Below are 12,957 nucleotides of genomic sequence, written 5' to 3'. Positions count from 1 at the left end.
GATGCGGGTTCTCCGTCTCGTAATTTTTTTAACTTTGGTTTTATCAGTTATGGAAATATTGCTTTTTGGTATTACGCGCGATATTACGGGCCAGCAAAGGTTAAATGTTCCTGCAGACCAAAATATTGTTACCGTTAAAGGTTTAAAGCAGTGGTTGGTTGAACAATATCCGGCGATTGGGAAGTTAAGCTCGTTAGCGGTTGCTGTTAATAATACCTATGCCGAAGATGAGGATAACCTTACACCGGAAAGCGAAATTGCGCTGATTCCACCTGTAAGCGGAGGTTGATATGCTGGTAAAACTGACGGATTGTATCGACATTAATGAGGTTTACGAATACCTCTACAGCGATGAAGCAGGTGCCGTGAATACCTTTTTAGGAACGGTGCGTAATCATAGTAAGGGAAAAACAGTTATTAAGCTGGAGTTTGAAGCTTACGAACCCATGGCTTTAAAAGAACTGAACCTGATAGCAGAACGCGCCAAACAGCAATGGCCCATATACAAAGTTGCCATTATACATGTAGTTGGCAGTAAACAACCCGGCGAAGCCGTGGTTATAACAGGGGTATCGTCTGCACACCGGGAAGCCTCTTTTGAAGCCTGCCGGTTTTTAATTGACGAACTGAAGAAGACAGTGCCCATCTGGAAAAAAGAATATTACGAAGACAGCAGCGTTTGGGTTAACGCACATCCATGAAAGAGCAATTATTGGTTGATCAGTATGGCAGGCAGTTAAATTACCTGCGTCTTTCTGTTACAGACCGCTGTAACTTCAGGTGCTATTACTGCATGCCCGAAGAGGGGATTAATTTTGCATCGAGAACGGAATTGTTGTCTTTTGATGAGCTTTATACGCTTTCTTCGTTGTTCTGTAACCTTGGCGTAGATAAGATTAGAATCACAGGGGGGGAACCTTTTATCCGCGTTGGGATTGATGATTTTCTTTACCGCCTCAGCGCTATTCCGGCACTCAAAGAAATTACGGTTACCACCAATGGTACGCTGACATATAAGCAGCAGCAGGTGCTAAAGGATACCGGCGTGCGAAAGATCAATATCAGCCTGGACTCACTTAATGCGGAACGCTTTCGCCAGATCACCCGCCGGGATAGCTTTAAAAAAGTTTACGAGGGAATCTTTAATTTACTTGCCGATGGTTTCGAGATTAAGCTGAACTGCGTGGTGGCTGAAGGAAAGAATATTGAGGATATTATCCCTTTTATTGAACTGACCAAAGCTCATGCGCTGGCAGTCCGCTTCCTGGAAGAAATGCCTTTTAATGGTAGTCTGGTTGCGGGTAATTCGGGCTGGGATCATCAGCAGATTTATAACTACATCGCGTCAGCTTACGCTCATATCAATCGTTTGCCTGCCGCGCCGTCATCAACATCGGTAAACTACCAGGTAGAAGGCTATCGCGGAAGTTTTGGCATTATACCCTCATTCAGTCGCACGTTTTGCGGCGCTTGTAACCGTATCAGGCTTTCTGCAACCGGCGATCTGCGCACCTGTTTATATGGGCCTCCTGCCGCCAATTTAAGGGATGCCACGCGAAGCGGAACATCTATGGACGGTTTGATGGAGATGATCCTTGATGCCGTGGCGAAACGTAAAAGAGATGGTTTCGAAGCCGAGGAGGCTGGCCGGATGTCTATTCATACTTCCATGTCTGTTTTAGGGGGATAAGCATGAGTAACAGATATATCCGGCAGGAACAACTGGCAGGCTTTGGCAAGGCCGCACAACACAAGCTTCGCGAAGCTAAAGTATTGGTAGTTGGTGCGGGTGGTTTGGGTGTGCCGGTTTTGCAGTATCTGACAGGAATGGGTATAGGGACTATCGGTATCATGGATGGTGACCAGATCAGCCTGACTAATTTGCACAGGCAGGTGCTGTACGCAGAAAACGAAGTAGGCCAATTGAAGGCCATCGTAGCCGTTAATAAACTCTGTAAACTAAATTCGGAAGTAAAATTTAATACCCACACCAACTTCTTAGACGTTTCAAATGCTTTGGAAATTATTGTCGGGTATGACCTGGTGATTGATGCCAGCGATAATTTCGGTACCCGTTACCTGATAAATGATACTTGTGTTATCCTGAATAAGCCGTTCGTTTATGGTGCGGTGCAACAGTTTGAAGGGCATGTAGGGGTATTTAATTATCAGGGTAGTAGTACTTATCGTTGCCTTTACCCCAATCCGCCTATTGCCACTGAAATACCCGATTGTAATACGGCAGGGGTGTTGGGGATCACGCCATCTATTGTGGGCAGCTATCAGGCCTTACAGGCCGTTAAAGTGATCTGCGGACTTGAAGGGATATTAGCAGGGCAAGTGCAAATCTTCGATTTTCTAAGCAATCAGCAATACATACTAAAAGTAAAAACCAAACCAGAAAATCTGGCGATAAAATCTTTGCAGCGACAATATGATACACCCGTGTGCGAACCCGCAGGAGGGGAGTTGACGGTTACCGAATTGTTGAAGTGGCAGGAAGAAGGTAAGCCTTTTTTGCTGTTAGATGTACGCGAACAGAAAGAATTCGCTAAAGAACGTTTGGCATTCGCGCAGTCTTATCCACTATCTGCGTTAGGTCAGCAACTCGATAATCTGCAAGCTCATTTGCCGATGGTCGCCATTTGCGAGATAGGAGGCAGAAGCTCGACTGCGGTTAAGATGATCAGGAAAGTGTACCCATCTGCAATTATTTATCATGTAATAGGCGGCATGGAAGCCTGGCTGGATGAAATTGGCGACCAATATATCATAGAACCGCACTTAAACTCGCCTGAAAGATGATTTCTGTAGAAGAAGCCAGGCAATTAATAGCAGCAACTACGGTAGATTTCGGGATTGAGGAAGTCGGCTTGCTTCAATGTCTCGGGCGAGTGTTGGCGCAGGTTGTTTTGGCCGACCGTGATTATCCACCCTTTAACCGCGTCACCATGGACGGTGTGGCCATCCTTTCTTCCAGATTCGGGAGTGGGCAATGCGTATTTCCTGTTGAAGGCATACAGGCGGCAGGCAGTGCGCAGTTAACATTACATGATGCCAATAATTGCCTGGAGGTGATGACCGGTGCAATGCTGCCAAAGGGTTGTGACGCTGTAATACCTTATGAACAGATAGAGATAAAGGACGGCATCGCAAAACTGCTTACAGAGGAAGTAAAGCCTTTACAAAACGTACATCTGCAGGGGACAGATAGCAAAGCCGGGCAAAAATTATTATCGCCGGGAGCAATCATCACACCGGCTGTGGTCGGTTTGCTGGCGGCATCGGGTTTAAATAAAGTGCAGGTGAAGCGCCTTCCAAAGGTAGCTGTTTGTGCTACCGGCGACGAACTGGTCGAAATTGACGAAACGCCGTTACCGCACCAGATCAGGCAGTCTAACAGTTATATGTTGTTGAGTACGCTGCAAGCGGAAAATATAAGTGCAAGTCGCCATCATTTAACAGATGACCCTGCTGCGATGAAGGATCAGCTAAGGGAAATTATTGCGTCGAATAATGTTGTTCTGCTATCGGGCGCGGTTTCAAAAGGCAAGTTTGATTACTTGCCGCAAGTGCTGAACGGATTAGGTTTTGAAACCATTTTTCATGGTATTGCACAACGGCCTGGTAAACCATTCCTTTTCGGTAAAATTAAAAACGGACCGGTGGTTTTTGGCTTCCCGGGCAACCCGGTATCCACCTTTGTTTGCTATCATTTGTATTTCAAACCTTGGCTTCATCAAAGCATAGGGAAAGAACATCAGCCTTTAAAGGCCTTTTTGGGTCGTCCTGTTACTTTTAAACCAAACCTTGCTTATCATGCCCTGGTTCAGCTTTCTTATCCTGAAGGTCGCGTGATTGCGTCGCCTGTGGATACCTCTACTTCAGGTGATATGGTGATGCTCGCCCAGGCGCAGGGTATACTTACGTTACCAGCGGGGAGAGATGAGTTTGGCACCGACGAAGCCTTCGAACTCACCCTGGTCTGATGCCTGCTTTTTCTGCCAACGGCAGATAATTTATAACTTGCCTTAAATTTAAGATTGAATGGATTTTGTTAAACCAGATCTTCGTACGGTCAACGTAATAAGGTATGTAACGCCCCTGCGTGAAGGTGGCTCGCTGCCTGCGATTGCCGAAGCCGACGACGACTTTTTATATGTGCTGAAATTCAGGGGGGCCGGTCAGGGCGTAAAGGCGCTAATTGCTGAACTGATCGGCGGTGAACTGGCAAGGGCAGCAGGTTTACGCATGCCCGAAATTGTTTTCGCTAATTTAGATACTGCCTTTGGCCGTACCGAACCAGACGAGGAAATACAGGACTTGTTAAAGGCCAGCGTGGGGCTGAACCTTGCAGTGCATTACTTATCCGGGGCGATCACATTCGATCCGGTGGTGAATGATATTGATCCGCTGCTGGCTTCTAAAATTGTTTGGCTGGATGGTTTATTGATGAACGTGGATCGTACCCCTCGAAACACCAATATGTTGATGTGGCATAAAGAATTGTGGGTGATCGATCATGGCGCATCATTATACTTCCACCACTCGTGGACTAACTGGCAGGAGCAGGCGGTGAAGCCTTTCGTGCAGATTAAAGATCATGTACTGTTGCGCAGCGCAAGCGAATTAGTCGCGGCAGATGAATTTCTGAAAAGCAAAATAACGCCGGAGGTGATCCGCGCTATTGTTAGTTTAATACCCGAAGACTGGTTACTGACCATGCGCGAGGGGACACCGGACGAGATCAGGGAGGTGTACGCCAGCTTCCTGGAAATGCGGCTACAATCGTCAGATATATTTTTAAAACAAGCGCAAGATGCCCGAGAGACACTTATTTGAGTACGCCGTTATTCGCGTAGTGCCAAGGGTAGAGCGCGAAGAGTTTTTAAACGTCGGTGTGATTTTGTACTGTAAGCAACGCAAGTTTTTGCAGTTGCGCTGCAACGTTGATGAGAACCGCTTGCAGGCTTTGTGCTGCGACCTGGATTTGGACGAGCTGAAATCGCACCTGAATGCCTTCGAGCAAATATGTATTGGCAGTAAAACCGGCGGGCCCATCGCGCAGCTGGAACCGGCAGAACGCTTTCGCTGGCTGACAGCCTATCGCAGTACCATTGTACAGGCTTCACGGGTTCACCCTGGTCTGTGCATCGAACCAGAGGCCACGCTTGAAAAACTTTATGCACAATTAGTATTATAGTTAAAACCTATGGAAACACCACGCGATTTTTCAACCATTAGTCCTTCGGCAAAATCATTGCTGTTTTTAAAAGGCCATACCCAAATACCTTACGCCTTGCAAGCGGCGAAGTTAATGGCGGCCCCGGAAAACTTCGAGCCGGATTTTGCCAAAAAGGACACGCTTTTCTGGAGCCGGGTTTATCACTTCGAAAGTCGCTACCGCAGCATAGATTACCTGCTGGAAGGGATAGATGCGCAAAATATCCTCGAACTGTCGTCTGGTTTTTCTTTCCGAGGTTTAGAAGCGGTTAAAACGCCCGGTGTCAACTATATTGATACGGACTTGCCAAATGTGATTGAACATAAAAAGCATCTGATACTACAACTGGAAACTTTTATCAGCGACAGGTTGCAGCTTTTGCCGCTGAATGCTTTAAACAGGGAAGAATTTGCAGCTGCCGTAAACCAGTTCCCGATGGGAAAATTGACTATTGTGAACGAAGGTTTGCTGATGTACCTGAACATGGAGGAAAAGCGAACATTGTGCCGTAATATACGTGCAGCCTTAGAAGAGCGGGGTGGTTATTGGATTACAGCCGATGCCTACGTTAAAACCCCCGAATTTAATGCGGCCATTAGCAAAAGTGATAAGCTGAACCAGTTCTTCGAGAAGCATAATATCGAAGAAAATAAATTTGACAGCTTTGAACAGGCAGAAGCTTTCTTTTTGGAAAGCGGCTTAGCAATCGACAAAGAAGCTGAAGTTGCTCCCGGACAAATTTCTTCCTTACCGTATTTGTTAGCATGCTTAGACCCGGAGCAATTGGCCAAATTAAGGCAAGTGCCTAAAATGCAGAAAACCTGGCGTTTAAAGCTGGCTTAGCCTTGTTTAAAATCTGCGAGTGTGATTTAGTCGTATATCATCAGAACAAAACCTTTACTATATGGTCTTTCTAAAGATTCTTATTGAAGGATAATAAAAACGATATGATGACTATGAAAAAGCTATTTTACACAATTTGTATGGGTGCTGCCCTATTTTCGGCAGACCGGGCGGCCGCGCAAAGCAGCGGCAAAGGATGGATGGGTAGTGCGGCGGGTACGGCACAAATACAGGTTACCTACAGGAACACTAACCTGGATCAGTTGAACGGTGTGCTTAACCGTAATGGCATCCCGTCTTTAGGCGGTAACGATGTTTGGTTGAATCTTTCTATGAACCATATCCATAACAAATTTATTATGGAAGATGGTTTAGGTTTCACGCCGACCTCTACAGCAGAGAACAATGGTTTAAAGGCAAAGCTAAATCAGTACCAGGCGTATCTTCGTGCGGGTTATGATATTGGTAATAGCCCGGTAGCAAGGTTTTTCCCATTCGTGGGTGTTAATTTTTCTGCGGCAATGCTGCGTTTGCAAGATGATAGAAGAATGAACGCCGTGAATGATTTTTCGCAGGAACTGCTGAACAGTACTTCGAGCAAAAACTTATACCAGGGTAATTTTGGCGTGGAATTGGGTATGGGATTCGATTACCTGATTAAGATGAAGCCAAAATCAGTGGACTGTTTTACTATTCAACGCAGCATCCCCATCGGTGTAAGAGGTGGCTATTATATCAACGCCGCGCGCAGCGACTGGCATGTAGATGGCCATTCTTTAGATAACGGGCCAGATAAAAACCAAAGCGCGGTATTCCTTTCTGTGAATATTGGTTTAGGATACGCGATCAGTAAGTAAGGGCTAAGCCTTTTTGCTTACTTTCTTTGAAACTTTTTTTAAAGCCGCTTTCTCCAGGTTTTGCTGAACGCGATATTTTACGATATCCGTCACCAGATCAAGAGGGAGCGGCTTATTTATGGGGAAACGGATAGTACCTTTAGATAGCTCGTAATCTTTCAATTGACCCTCGAACTGCTTTACACCCGAAGCACCGGGATAAAGGCCGATGTGGTTTTTGAAAGCGGCAAAATGTACCAGGTTGCCCTTAAGTTTAAAAGTAGGTATCTGGTAACTAATGGCCTCTTCAGCCTCCGGTGCAGCTTGTTTAATGGTTGCTCTTACCTGTTGCAACAATTTCTGAATCTCTTCCGGGTATTGATCGATGTATTCATCGATGGTCGTATAAGTAAGGTTCTTATCCATAGTGGTTAATCGGTGATACAATATCGCTTAAATGGAAGTAATCATCAACTAATTATTGCCTAAATTCGGGTATGTATCCGCAGCTAATAAGCCATATCGGGAAATACGTGCAGCTTACTCACGATGAGGAGCAACTGCTTTGCGAATATGTTGAACTACGGCAGTATAAGAAGAAGGCATATTTGCTTGAAGCGGGGAAACATTGTCCCGGTAACTTCTTTACCCTAAAGGGCGTTACGCGAATGTACCTGATCAATGATGACCTGAACGAGCAGATTGTACAGTTTAGCATTGAAAACTGGTGGATAGCCGACTATGATAGCTTGCTGAACAAACAACCTGCGCGATATTACATTCAGGCATTGGAACCTACTGAGGTATTGCTATTGCCGGATAAAAACGTAGAACACCTCTTTGACCAAATTCCTAAGCTTGAGCGCTACTTCCGCATCATGATGCAGCGGGCTTACGTAGCTTCGCAACGGCGCATCGGTTTTATTTACGGCATGTCTGACGAGGAGCGTTACCGCCATTTCCTTAAACTTAATCCCGAGTTTGTGCAGCGTGTGCCGCAATATATGCTTGCTTCTTACTTGGGGTTTACGCCGCAGTTTATGAGCCGTATCCGGGCAAAAAAGGTTTAATTTCTTAAACTGGTTCATTTTTTAGGGGACTGCTGTTGCTCAACTTTGTCTCAACAAAAAACAAATATCATGAGCAACAGAATTAAAATCGACAAGGTAGAAGCAGCGGGTTATAAAGCAATGCTGCAAATGGAAAGCTATGTACAAAGCAGCGGCATAGCTCCGCGCCATAAAGAGCTGATAAAAATACGTGCCTCGCAGATTAATGGTTGTGCTTTTTGTATTGACATGCACACCCGCGATGCGCGTAAACAAGGCGAAACAGAGCAACGCATTTACGCATTGAATGCATGGCGGGAAACCCCTTTCTTTGACGAGCAGGAGCGTGCTATCCTGGCGCTGACCGAGCAGGTGACGCTCATCCCTAATGGCGTATCGGATGAAGTTTATGCAGAGGCGGAAGCCGTGTTGGAGCCAGATTATCTTGCCAAGGTAATTATGGCAATTATCACCATCAACGGTTGGAACCGTATTGCCATATCAACAGGTATGAAGCCGGCTAAACAAGCTTAATCGAAATGGGGTGATGCTGCTTTATGCAGAAACAGTAAAAGATCGCAAAAGGGCCTTTTACTGTTTTATTTCTTAATTACAGGATCGTAACATCTGAAAAAAGAAGTAAGCGAAAACAGCAAATGTTGCCAGCAATAAGTACTTCAGCAACGGAGGCGTTTTCGGTTCTTCGGGGTATTTATTATCGCTCATCATGCTCAGACTTGGGAAAAAGCAGTTGGTGTAATAAATGTAGAAGTTATTTTAGACACCAGCAATTTGTCGGCATATTCCGGTACGGAACTGATCTTTTTCCACTCTGGGTCGCCGCCGAAAGATTTCCATAACCGACCGTGCGCATCCATATCATCAAAGGTGATCATATAAGTGAGGTTAGGGCGTAGCGGCCCGATCACGGTTTCGCCAAAAAATACCGGGCGAAAACCTAATCGTTTAAAAATGTCTATTTCGCCTTTATCGTTAAACATTTCTATCTTTTTTTTGCCCGCTGCTTCCGATGCGCTTTGATATTGCCGTAGTTCAAAAAAGCGGGCTTTCGCTTCAGGAACGCTGATCATAGGCATATGCGCAAAAGCTTTCATCAACGAGCTTTCTATACGTTCATAAGCAGGGCTATCTGAGGGGGCATTTAGATACGTTGTACCGGCTTGCTGAAAAGCAGCGTCCTTACTTAACTGCTCCCCAATTTGGGCCACCTGTGCAATGCTTTTGTAAGGTATGATCACGTAGATGCGGGTTTGTCCGGCAGGTTTCAATTCTGTAAAAACCCCTACGTTTTTTATACCGAGTTTATTCAACGCAGGTATCGCGGCAGACTCATAAAAGTTCTCTACCAGTTTTTGTTGATGGTCATCTTTCAAGGTGTAAACCCTCAATTCATAGTATTGCTGTTCTCCGCTTTTTATTCTCGAAGCTTTTGCTGCTACTGTTTTTCCCAATGTAGCAGCCGCACCAGCCATTACAGATGCTTTAACAAATGAACGTCTTCTCATGAGGTTAAAGATAGTCTTTGATTACCGGGAAATAAATTATTAATTAAAGAACGTATGTTTCTTTAGAGTTGGTTTGATCATTGCTAATAGAAGGAAATTTAAGAAAGACAGCCACTGACTAACTGGTAAATGGCAATATGAATTACTTTCTTTGAATCTTCACAGAATCATTTATTTTCATTTGCAATAATTCATTTAAAAACACCTGATATTTCACGTATTGATTATTAATGGCCTCTATGAAATAAAAAACATGATTTGCTGGTTTTTTTTCGCTGTGCTGTGTAGCTATTTGTATTAACGACCTTAGTGTTGCTGAATTTTTTACTCTCGTATCATTTGGATTTATTAATTCACCAGGTTTAGATACATGACGGGTAAATGTATAATCGCCATGCCATGAGTTGCACGAACACATTAACCGGTAACTAAAGTACTGTCCTTCTTTTCCACCTATTAAAATCACTCTATCTTTTAATGGTATTTTGCTAGTATCAACCACGTAATAAATAGTGTCCTTTTTTAATTTAATATGAGCCGCGTTGCACGGCAGTACAAATAGTAAGTGTATAGTTATAAGTTTAAAACCTATGGTTTTTTTCATATCGTTTATCTTGAGTTAACAACCGGATTTTGGGAGGCGATCACTGTTTTTAGCATTCAAATTATCTCGCCAAAATTTATTTAATTCTGAATCTGTGATACCATTATTAATTTTCATATCGTTGAATACCTGCGTAATTATAGCTTTCATATCAGCAGAAACTCCACTGCTATCAATCGTATCTAGTCCGTAAAGCATAGTCATCACATATTCTTTTTGAGTATGTCTGTTTTGGTCCCATGATGATAATATTCCGACGGCTTTATTAAAATAGTCAGTCAACATTTCGTAGTGATCAGCGTAATTGGACGGAAGGCCTTTAATTGTATAAAATGCATCTAAAGCCGAAAACCAATCAGGATAATTATTATAACCGTTATTAGCATTGTAGTAAGCTAAGTTGATATTATATCGTAAATATGCGTGTAGTGACTCATGAATCATGGTTGACGCGATAAATAGTTGAGAACTATTATCTAACAATGATGTATTTAAAGTAATTATCATTGATGTACCCATACCTGACTGCGGATCCTCTCCCGTAGCACCTTCTTGATATGTGTACTTTCCGGTCTGAGAATCATACTGATTCCAAGGTAATGTGCCGTTTTGCCAAGTCAAAGAAGGGCGTTGGCTGGTTTGGAATTGTGTAATAAGCGAGACATAATCTTGCTGCTGCATTAAATTTTGCAAAATAAGAGCATCAGCACAGGGATAGTTTGTTCTAAGAGGGGTAGTAATAACTTCAACTGTTATAGGAGTTGGTACTGGGCATCCATTAACCTTTTTTCCTTTTTGACTTTGGTCTTGCGGAGTACAGTCAATTCCTGCACTACCTCCGGGCCCTCCACCACCTACAAAGGCATAATCACCGGGGCTTATTCCCACAAATGTACCACCATCTGGCCCTCCTGCACCCATAGGAGGAGAGAAGTAGCAATGCCACTCTGAGTAATCATATGATATATAAGTGGTGTTTACCTCCTTTGGCTTTGAAGAAAAATTAACCGTAACTGATACATAGTAAGTTTGAATGATGCAATTTACGTCATTAACTTTTTTTAGATCATTAGTCCTAATGTTATTTACCGGCGCAGGTGGGCCAATTGTATGTGTTACAGATCCTTTTGAATATTTATAACCTGTAATGTAATTACCCATCCAATCTTCCACTAAGATATCGCCTCTAACTTTTTACTCTTACTTGTGTCAACAAGGTAACTATCACTTGGAAACTTTGTTATTAACTCAACGTGTTTTTTACTTTTTTTATCAAGATAAAATATCAGATAAGTAAATGATGATAGGTTCCAAGTTTTTCCGATAGCTTTACAATACAATTCCTTATTAGGGTATTTTATTGGTATAGTTACATATTTTTGTTTCGAAATACTTTCCTGAACAAATGCGCTATCAAAGTTTGCAATTTTGTCCTGCAATTGTCTATAAGTTTTAAATGACTTATCAGATGTTAAAGTTGAGTTGTTACTTTTGAAAAGAATTTCTTTTTCGAAGTAGTTTTTAGCGTCTAAGATTAAGCTTTTATCGTTTTCGGTACTTTTCGAAACATTTTGAGAAACGTTAGTATCTTTTTTGCAACCAAAAAATAAAACGACGGATAAAAAGAGAAAAAATTTGGTTTTTGTCATATGTGATAAGTATATTCCAATTATAGGAAAAGTTATCTTAATTTTTTGACTTTTTATTAATTCATTTTCATAAAGTATTATCCATTTCTTTTTTGAAATATCTTAAATTTTATTACGTCTTGATAGGATAAATTGATAGTCTTAAGAACTGCTACTAGTCTATCTTAATGGTTTGAAAAAAGCGGCTAACAAAGAAAATAACCGAAAAATAAAAAGCCCTCTAAATTCATTAGAAGGCTTTTGAAAAAGTGCTCCCGAAGGGATTCGAACCCCTATCTTCAGAACCGGAATCTGAAATTCTATCCATTGAACTACGGAAGCAATGCAGCGCAAAGATAGAATTTTTGACGTTACTAATCTGCGTGATTTTAAAGTACTTTAATTTCGAAGTGCTACTTACTGCCATGCAGTAGAAAGTCGCGCAATTGGTCAATATCATCAGTCCCGATCACATCAACCCCAAGGTCTTGCAGCATTTTCCATCCCGCGGTATTATCAAGAGCATCCCAAAAACGAATGGGTTTACCCATCGCATGTACGCGGTCGATCACGTTTTTAAGCCGTTCGCGGTCTTTTTCGGGCAGAGCCCCGTCGCCTTTCCAGGCCGAGTAGTCTGAAAACCGCAGGCTGATCTGCCCAATTTTTGGCAGTTCTTCCGTTGTGTAGTTCTGTTTCAGGTCTTCATCAAACAGGATATATTCTGGGTAGGATTTAAACAGGGCAGGAGGTGGCCTGTTACCGCTGATCAATATCTTTAACCGTGGTTCTTCATCTTGGTTTGTTAAATAAGTAAGTAAAGGCTTCAACTCTTTAATCAGCTCTGGCATAATTGTGCTGTAATCTTCCTTATTATCAATCAGAAGCGTTACCCTACGCGCGGTATCTTTTTTAAGTTCCTTTTTCAGCGGCTCTAGATACAATTTCTCTAACGTACGCCCTGGCGACAGTTTTTCTTTGTCGTGCCCAACCAGTAATGTTCCATTGCGGAAGAACACATCCGCTTCTATAGCGCCAAATCCTGCGTCATAAGCATGGTGAAAAGGGTTTGATTGATTGTAATCATTATGCGAATGTGCATGGGGTAAGTACTGAGCGGTTGTGTTCAACGCATTCAGCAAAGTAGCCCAAAACACAAGTAGGGTAAACAGTTTCATTTCTTTTATTGAGCCTGCAAAATAAATCGGTCGCAGTTAGATAATTATTAAATTCAAGCTATTTTTAAACTT

Annotated in this window: 17 protein-coding genes and 1 tRNA gene; 11 read left to right on the top strand and 7 right to left on the bottom strand. The window is 42.9% G+C overall.

Going from position 1 to position 12,957, the window contains the following annotated elements:
• The first annotated feature begins 49 nt into the window (after positions 1-49).
• The 9 genes from moaD to MUY27_RS10030 all read left to right on the top strand — a co-directional run bounded on the left by moaD (position 50) and on the right by MUY27_RS10030 (position 6,924).
• Positions 50-289: a molybdopterin converting factor subunit 1 gene (gene moaD, locus MUY27_RS10070; RefSeq protein WP_245129893.1), complete on the top strand. Its 240-nt coding sequence runs from the start codon at positions 50-52 to the stop codon at positions 287-289.
• A gap of 1 nt (position 290) precedes the next feature.
• Positions 291-701 (top strand): molybdenum cofactor biosynthesis protein MoaE, encoded by a 411-nt coding sequence (locus tag MUY27_RS10065; protein WP_245129892.1) that lies wholly within the window; start codon positions 291-293, stop codon positions 699-701.
• Positions 698-1,690: a GTP 3',8-cyclase MoaA gene (moaA, locus tag MUY27_RS10060; RefSeq protein ID WP_245129891.1), complete on the top strand. Its 993-nt coding sequence runs from the start codon at positions 698-700 to the stop codon at positions 1,688-1,690. The genes MUY27_RS10065 and moaA overlap by 4 nt, the downstream gene beginning before the upstream one ends.
• Before the next feature lie 2 nt (positions 1,691-1,692).
• Positions 1,693-2,805 (top strand): HesA/MoeB/ThiF family protein, encoded by a 1,113-nt coding sequence (locus MUY27_RS10055; RefSeq protein ID WP_245129890.1) that lies wholly within the window; start codon positions 1,693-1,695, stop codon positions 2,803-2,805.
• Entirely contained in the window at positions 2,802-3,989 is a 1,188-nt protein-coding gene (locus tag MUY27_RS10050; protein WP_245129889.1) for a molybdopterin molybdotransferase MoeA, read from the top strand. The genes MUY27_RS10055 and MUY27_RS10050 overlap by 4 nt, the downstream gene beginning before the upstream one ends.
• 58 nt (positions 3,990-4,047) lie before the next feature.
• On the top strand, positions 4,048-4,842 hold the full coding sequence (locus tag MUY27_RS10045; RefSeq protein ID WP_245129888.1) for a HipA family kinase: 795 nt from the start codon (positions 4,048-4,050) through the stop codon (positions 4,840-4,842).
• A complete protein-coding gene (locus tag MUY27_RS10040; protein ID WP_245129887.1) occupies positions 4,820-5,203 on the top strand; it encodes a DUF3037 domain-containing protein in 384 nt (127 codons plus the stop codon). Before MUY27_RS10045 ends, MUY27_RS10040 begins: the two co-directional genes overlap by 23 nt.
• A 9-nt stretch (positions 5,204-5,212) precedes the next feature.
• On the top strand, positions 5,213-6,067 hold the full coding sequence (locus MUY27_RS10035; RefSeq protein WP_245129886.1) for a class I SAM-dependent methyltransferase: 855 nt from the start codon (positions 5,213-5,215) through the stop codon (positions 6,065-6,067).
• A gap of 113 nt (positions 6,068-6,180) precedes the next feature.
• Positions 6,181-6,924, top strand: coding sequence for a hypothetical protein (locus MUY27_RS10030; protein WP_245129885.1), 744 nt, complete (start codon positions 6,181-6,183; stop codon positions 6,922-6,924).
• Between the two features lie 3 nt (positions 6,925-6,927).
• Here the strand turns inward: MUY27_RS10030 and MUY27_RS10025 are convergent, their stop codons facing one another.
• Positions 6,928-7,329 carry an iron chaperone gene (locus MUY27_RS10025; RefSeq protein WP_245129884.1) on the bottom strand — a complete coding sequence of 134 codons (402 nt, stop codon included), beginning with the start codon at positions 7,327-7,329 and terminating at the stop codon, positions 6,928-6,930.
• Between the two features lie 71 nt (positions 7,330-7,400).
• On the opposite strand from MUY27_RS10025, the gene MUY27_RS10020 reads away from it, so the two are divergent.
• Together MUY27_RS10020 and MUY27_RS10015 are read left to right on the top strand one after the other, a co-directional pair.
• The gene (locus MUY27_RS10020; RefSeq protein ID WP_245129882.1) at positions 7,401-7,973 is read left to right on the top strand and encodes a Crp/Fnr family transcriptional regulator; all 573 of its coding nucleotides are present in this window, start codon (positions 7,401-7,403) and stop codon (positions 7,971-7,973) included.
• Positions 7,974-8,042: 69 nt separating this feature from the next.
• The gene (locus tag MUY27_RS10015) at positions 8,043-8,486 is read left to right on the top strand and encodes a carboxymuconolactone decarboxylase family protein (protein ID WP_245129881.1); all 444 of its coding nucleotides are present in this window, start codon (positions 8,043-8,045) and stop codon (positions 8,484-8,486) included.
• A 197-nt stretch (positions 8,487-8,683) separates the two neighbouring features.
• Here the strand turns inward: MUY27_RS10015 and MUY27_RS10010 are convergent, their stop codons facing one another.
• From MUY27_RS10010 to MUY27_RS09985, 6 genes are all read right to left on the bottom strand, one after another.
• Entirely contained in the window at positions 8,684-9,478 is a 795-nt protein-coding gene (locus MUY27_RS10010; RefSeq protein WP_245129879.1) for an NIPSNAP family protein, read from the bottom strand.
• Positions 9,479-9,620: 142 nt separating this feature from the next.
• Positions 9,621-10,082 (bottom strand): hypothetical protein, encoded by a 462-nt coding sequence (locus MUY27_RS10005; RefSeq protein ID WP_245129878.1) that lies wholly within the window; start codon positions 10,080-10,082, stop codon positions 9,621-9,623.
• 15 nt (positions 10,083-10,097) lie between these two features.
• Complete coding sequence (locus MUY27_RS10000; RefSeq protein ID WP_245129877.1) at positions 10,098-11,255, bottom strand: SprT family zinc-dependent metalloprotease; 1,158 nt, start codon at positions 11,253-11,255, stop codon at positions 10,098-10,100.
• Positions 11,255-11,731 carry a hypothetical protein gene (locus tag MUY27_RS09995; RefSeq protein ID WP_245129876.1) on the bottom strand — a complete coding sequence of 159 codons (477 nt, stop codon included), beginning with the start codon at positions 11,729-11,731 and terminating at the stop codon, positions 11,255-11,257. The genes MUY27_RS10000 and MUY27_RS09995 overlap by 1 nt, the downstream gene beginning before the upstream one ends.
• A gap of 249 nt (positions 11,732-11,980) precedes the next feature.
• Positions 11,981-12,052 (bottom strand) — tRNA-Arg (locus tag MUY27_RS09990).
• Positions 12,053-12,123: 71 nt separating this feature from the next.
• On the bottom strand, positions 12,124-12,885 hold the full coding sequence (locus tag MUY27_RS09985) for a PI-PLC domain-containing protein (protein WP_245129874.1): 762 nt from the start codon (positions 12,883-12,885) through the stop codon (positions 12,124-12,126).
• Positions 12,886-12,957: the final 72 nt, after the last annotated feature.

Source organism: Mucilaginibacter straminoryzae (assembly GCF_022953055.1).
GTDB lineage: Bacteria > Bacteroidota > Bacteroidia > Sphingobacteriales > Sphingobacteriaceae > Mucilaginibacter > Mucilaginibacter straminoryzae.
This window is presented reverse-complemented; position numbering and strand designations above follow the sequence as displayed.

Bases quoted from the DNA above. Each gene is read 5' to 3' on its own strand.
- moaD (WP_245129893.1), top strand. From the start codon at position 50: ATGGAAATATTGCTTTTTGGTATTACGCGCGATATTACGGGCCAGCAA.
- MUY27_RS10065 (WP_245129892.1), top strand. From the start codon at position 291: ATGCTGGTAAAACTGACGGATTGTATCGACATTAATGAGGTTTACGAA.
- moaA (WP_245129891.1), top strand. From the start codon at position 698: ATGAAAGAGCAATTATTGGTTGATCAGTATGGCAGGCAGTTAAATTAC.
- MUY27_RS10055 (WP_245129890.1), top strand. From the start codon at position 1,693: ATGAGTAACAGATATATCCGGCAGGAACAACTGGCAGGCTTTGGCAAG.
- MUY27_RS10050 (WP_245129889.1), top strand. From the start codon at position 2,802: ATGATTTCTGTAGAAGAAGCCAGGCAATTAATAGCAGCAACTACGGTA.
- MUY27_RS10045 (WP_245129888.1), top strand. From the start codon at position 4,048: ATGGATTTTGTTAAACCAGATCTTCGTACGGTCAACGTAATAAGGTAT.
- MUY27_RS10040 (WP_245129887.1), top strand. From the start codon at position 4,820: ATGCCCGAGAGACACTTATTTGAGTACGCCGTTATTCGCGTAGTGCCA.
- MUY27_RS10035 (WP_245129886.1), top strand. From the start codon at position 5,213: ATGGAAACACCACGCGATTTTTCAACCATTAGTCCTTCGGCAAAATCA.
- MUY27_RS10030 (WP_245129885.1), top strand. From the start codon at position 6,181: ATGAAAAAGCTATTTTACACAATTTGTATGGGTGCTGCCCTATTTTCG.
- MUY27_RS10025 (WP_245129884.1), bottom strand. From the start codon at position 7,329: ATGGATAAGAACCTTACTTATACGACCATCGATGAATACATCGATCAA.
- MUY27_RS10020 (WP_245129882.1), top strand. From the start codon at position 7,401: ATGTATCCGCAGCTAATAAGCCATATCGGGAAATACGTGCAGCTTACT.
- MUY27_RS10015 (WP_245129881.1), top strand. From the start codon at position 8,043: ATGAGCAACAGAATTAAAATCGACAAGGTAGAAGCAGCGGGTTATAAA.
- MUY27_RS10010 (WP_245129879.1), bottom strand. From the start codon at position 9,478: ATGAGAAGACGTTCATTTGTTAAAGCATCTGTAATGGCTGGTGCGGCT.
- MUY27_RS10005 (WP_245129878.1), bottom strand. From the start codon at position 10,082: ATGAAAAAAACCATAGGTTTTAAACTTATAACTATACACTTACTATTT.
- MUY27_RS09995 (WP_245129876.1), bottom strand. From the start codon at position 11,731: ATGACAAAAACCAAATTTTTTCTCTTTTTATCCGTCGTTTTATTTTTT.
- MUY27_RS09985 (WP_245129874.1), bottom strand. From the start codon at position 12,885: ATGAAACTGTTTACCCTACTTGTGTTTTGGGCTACTTTGCTGAATGCG.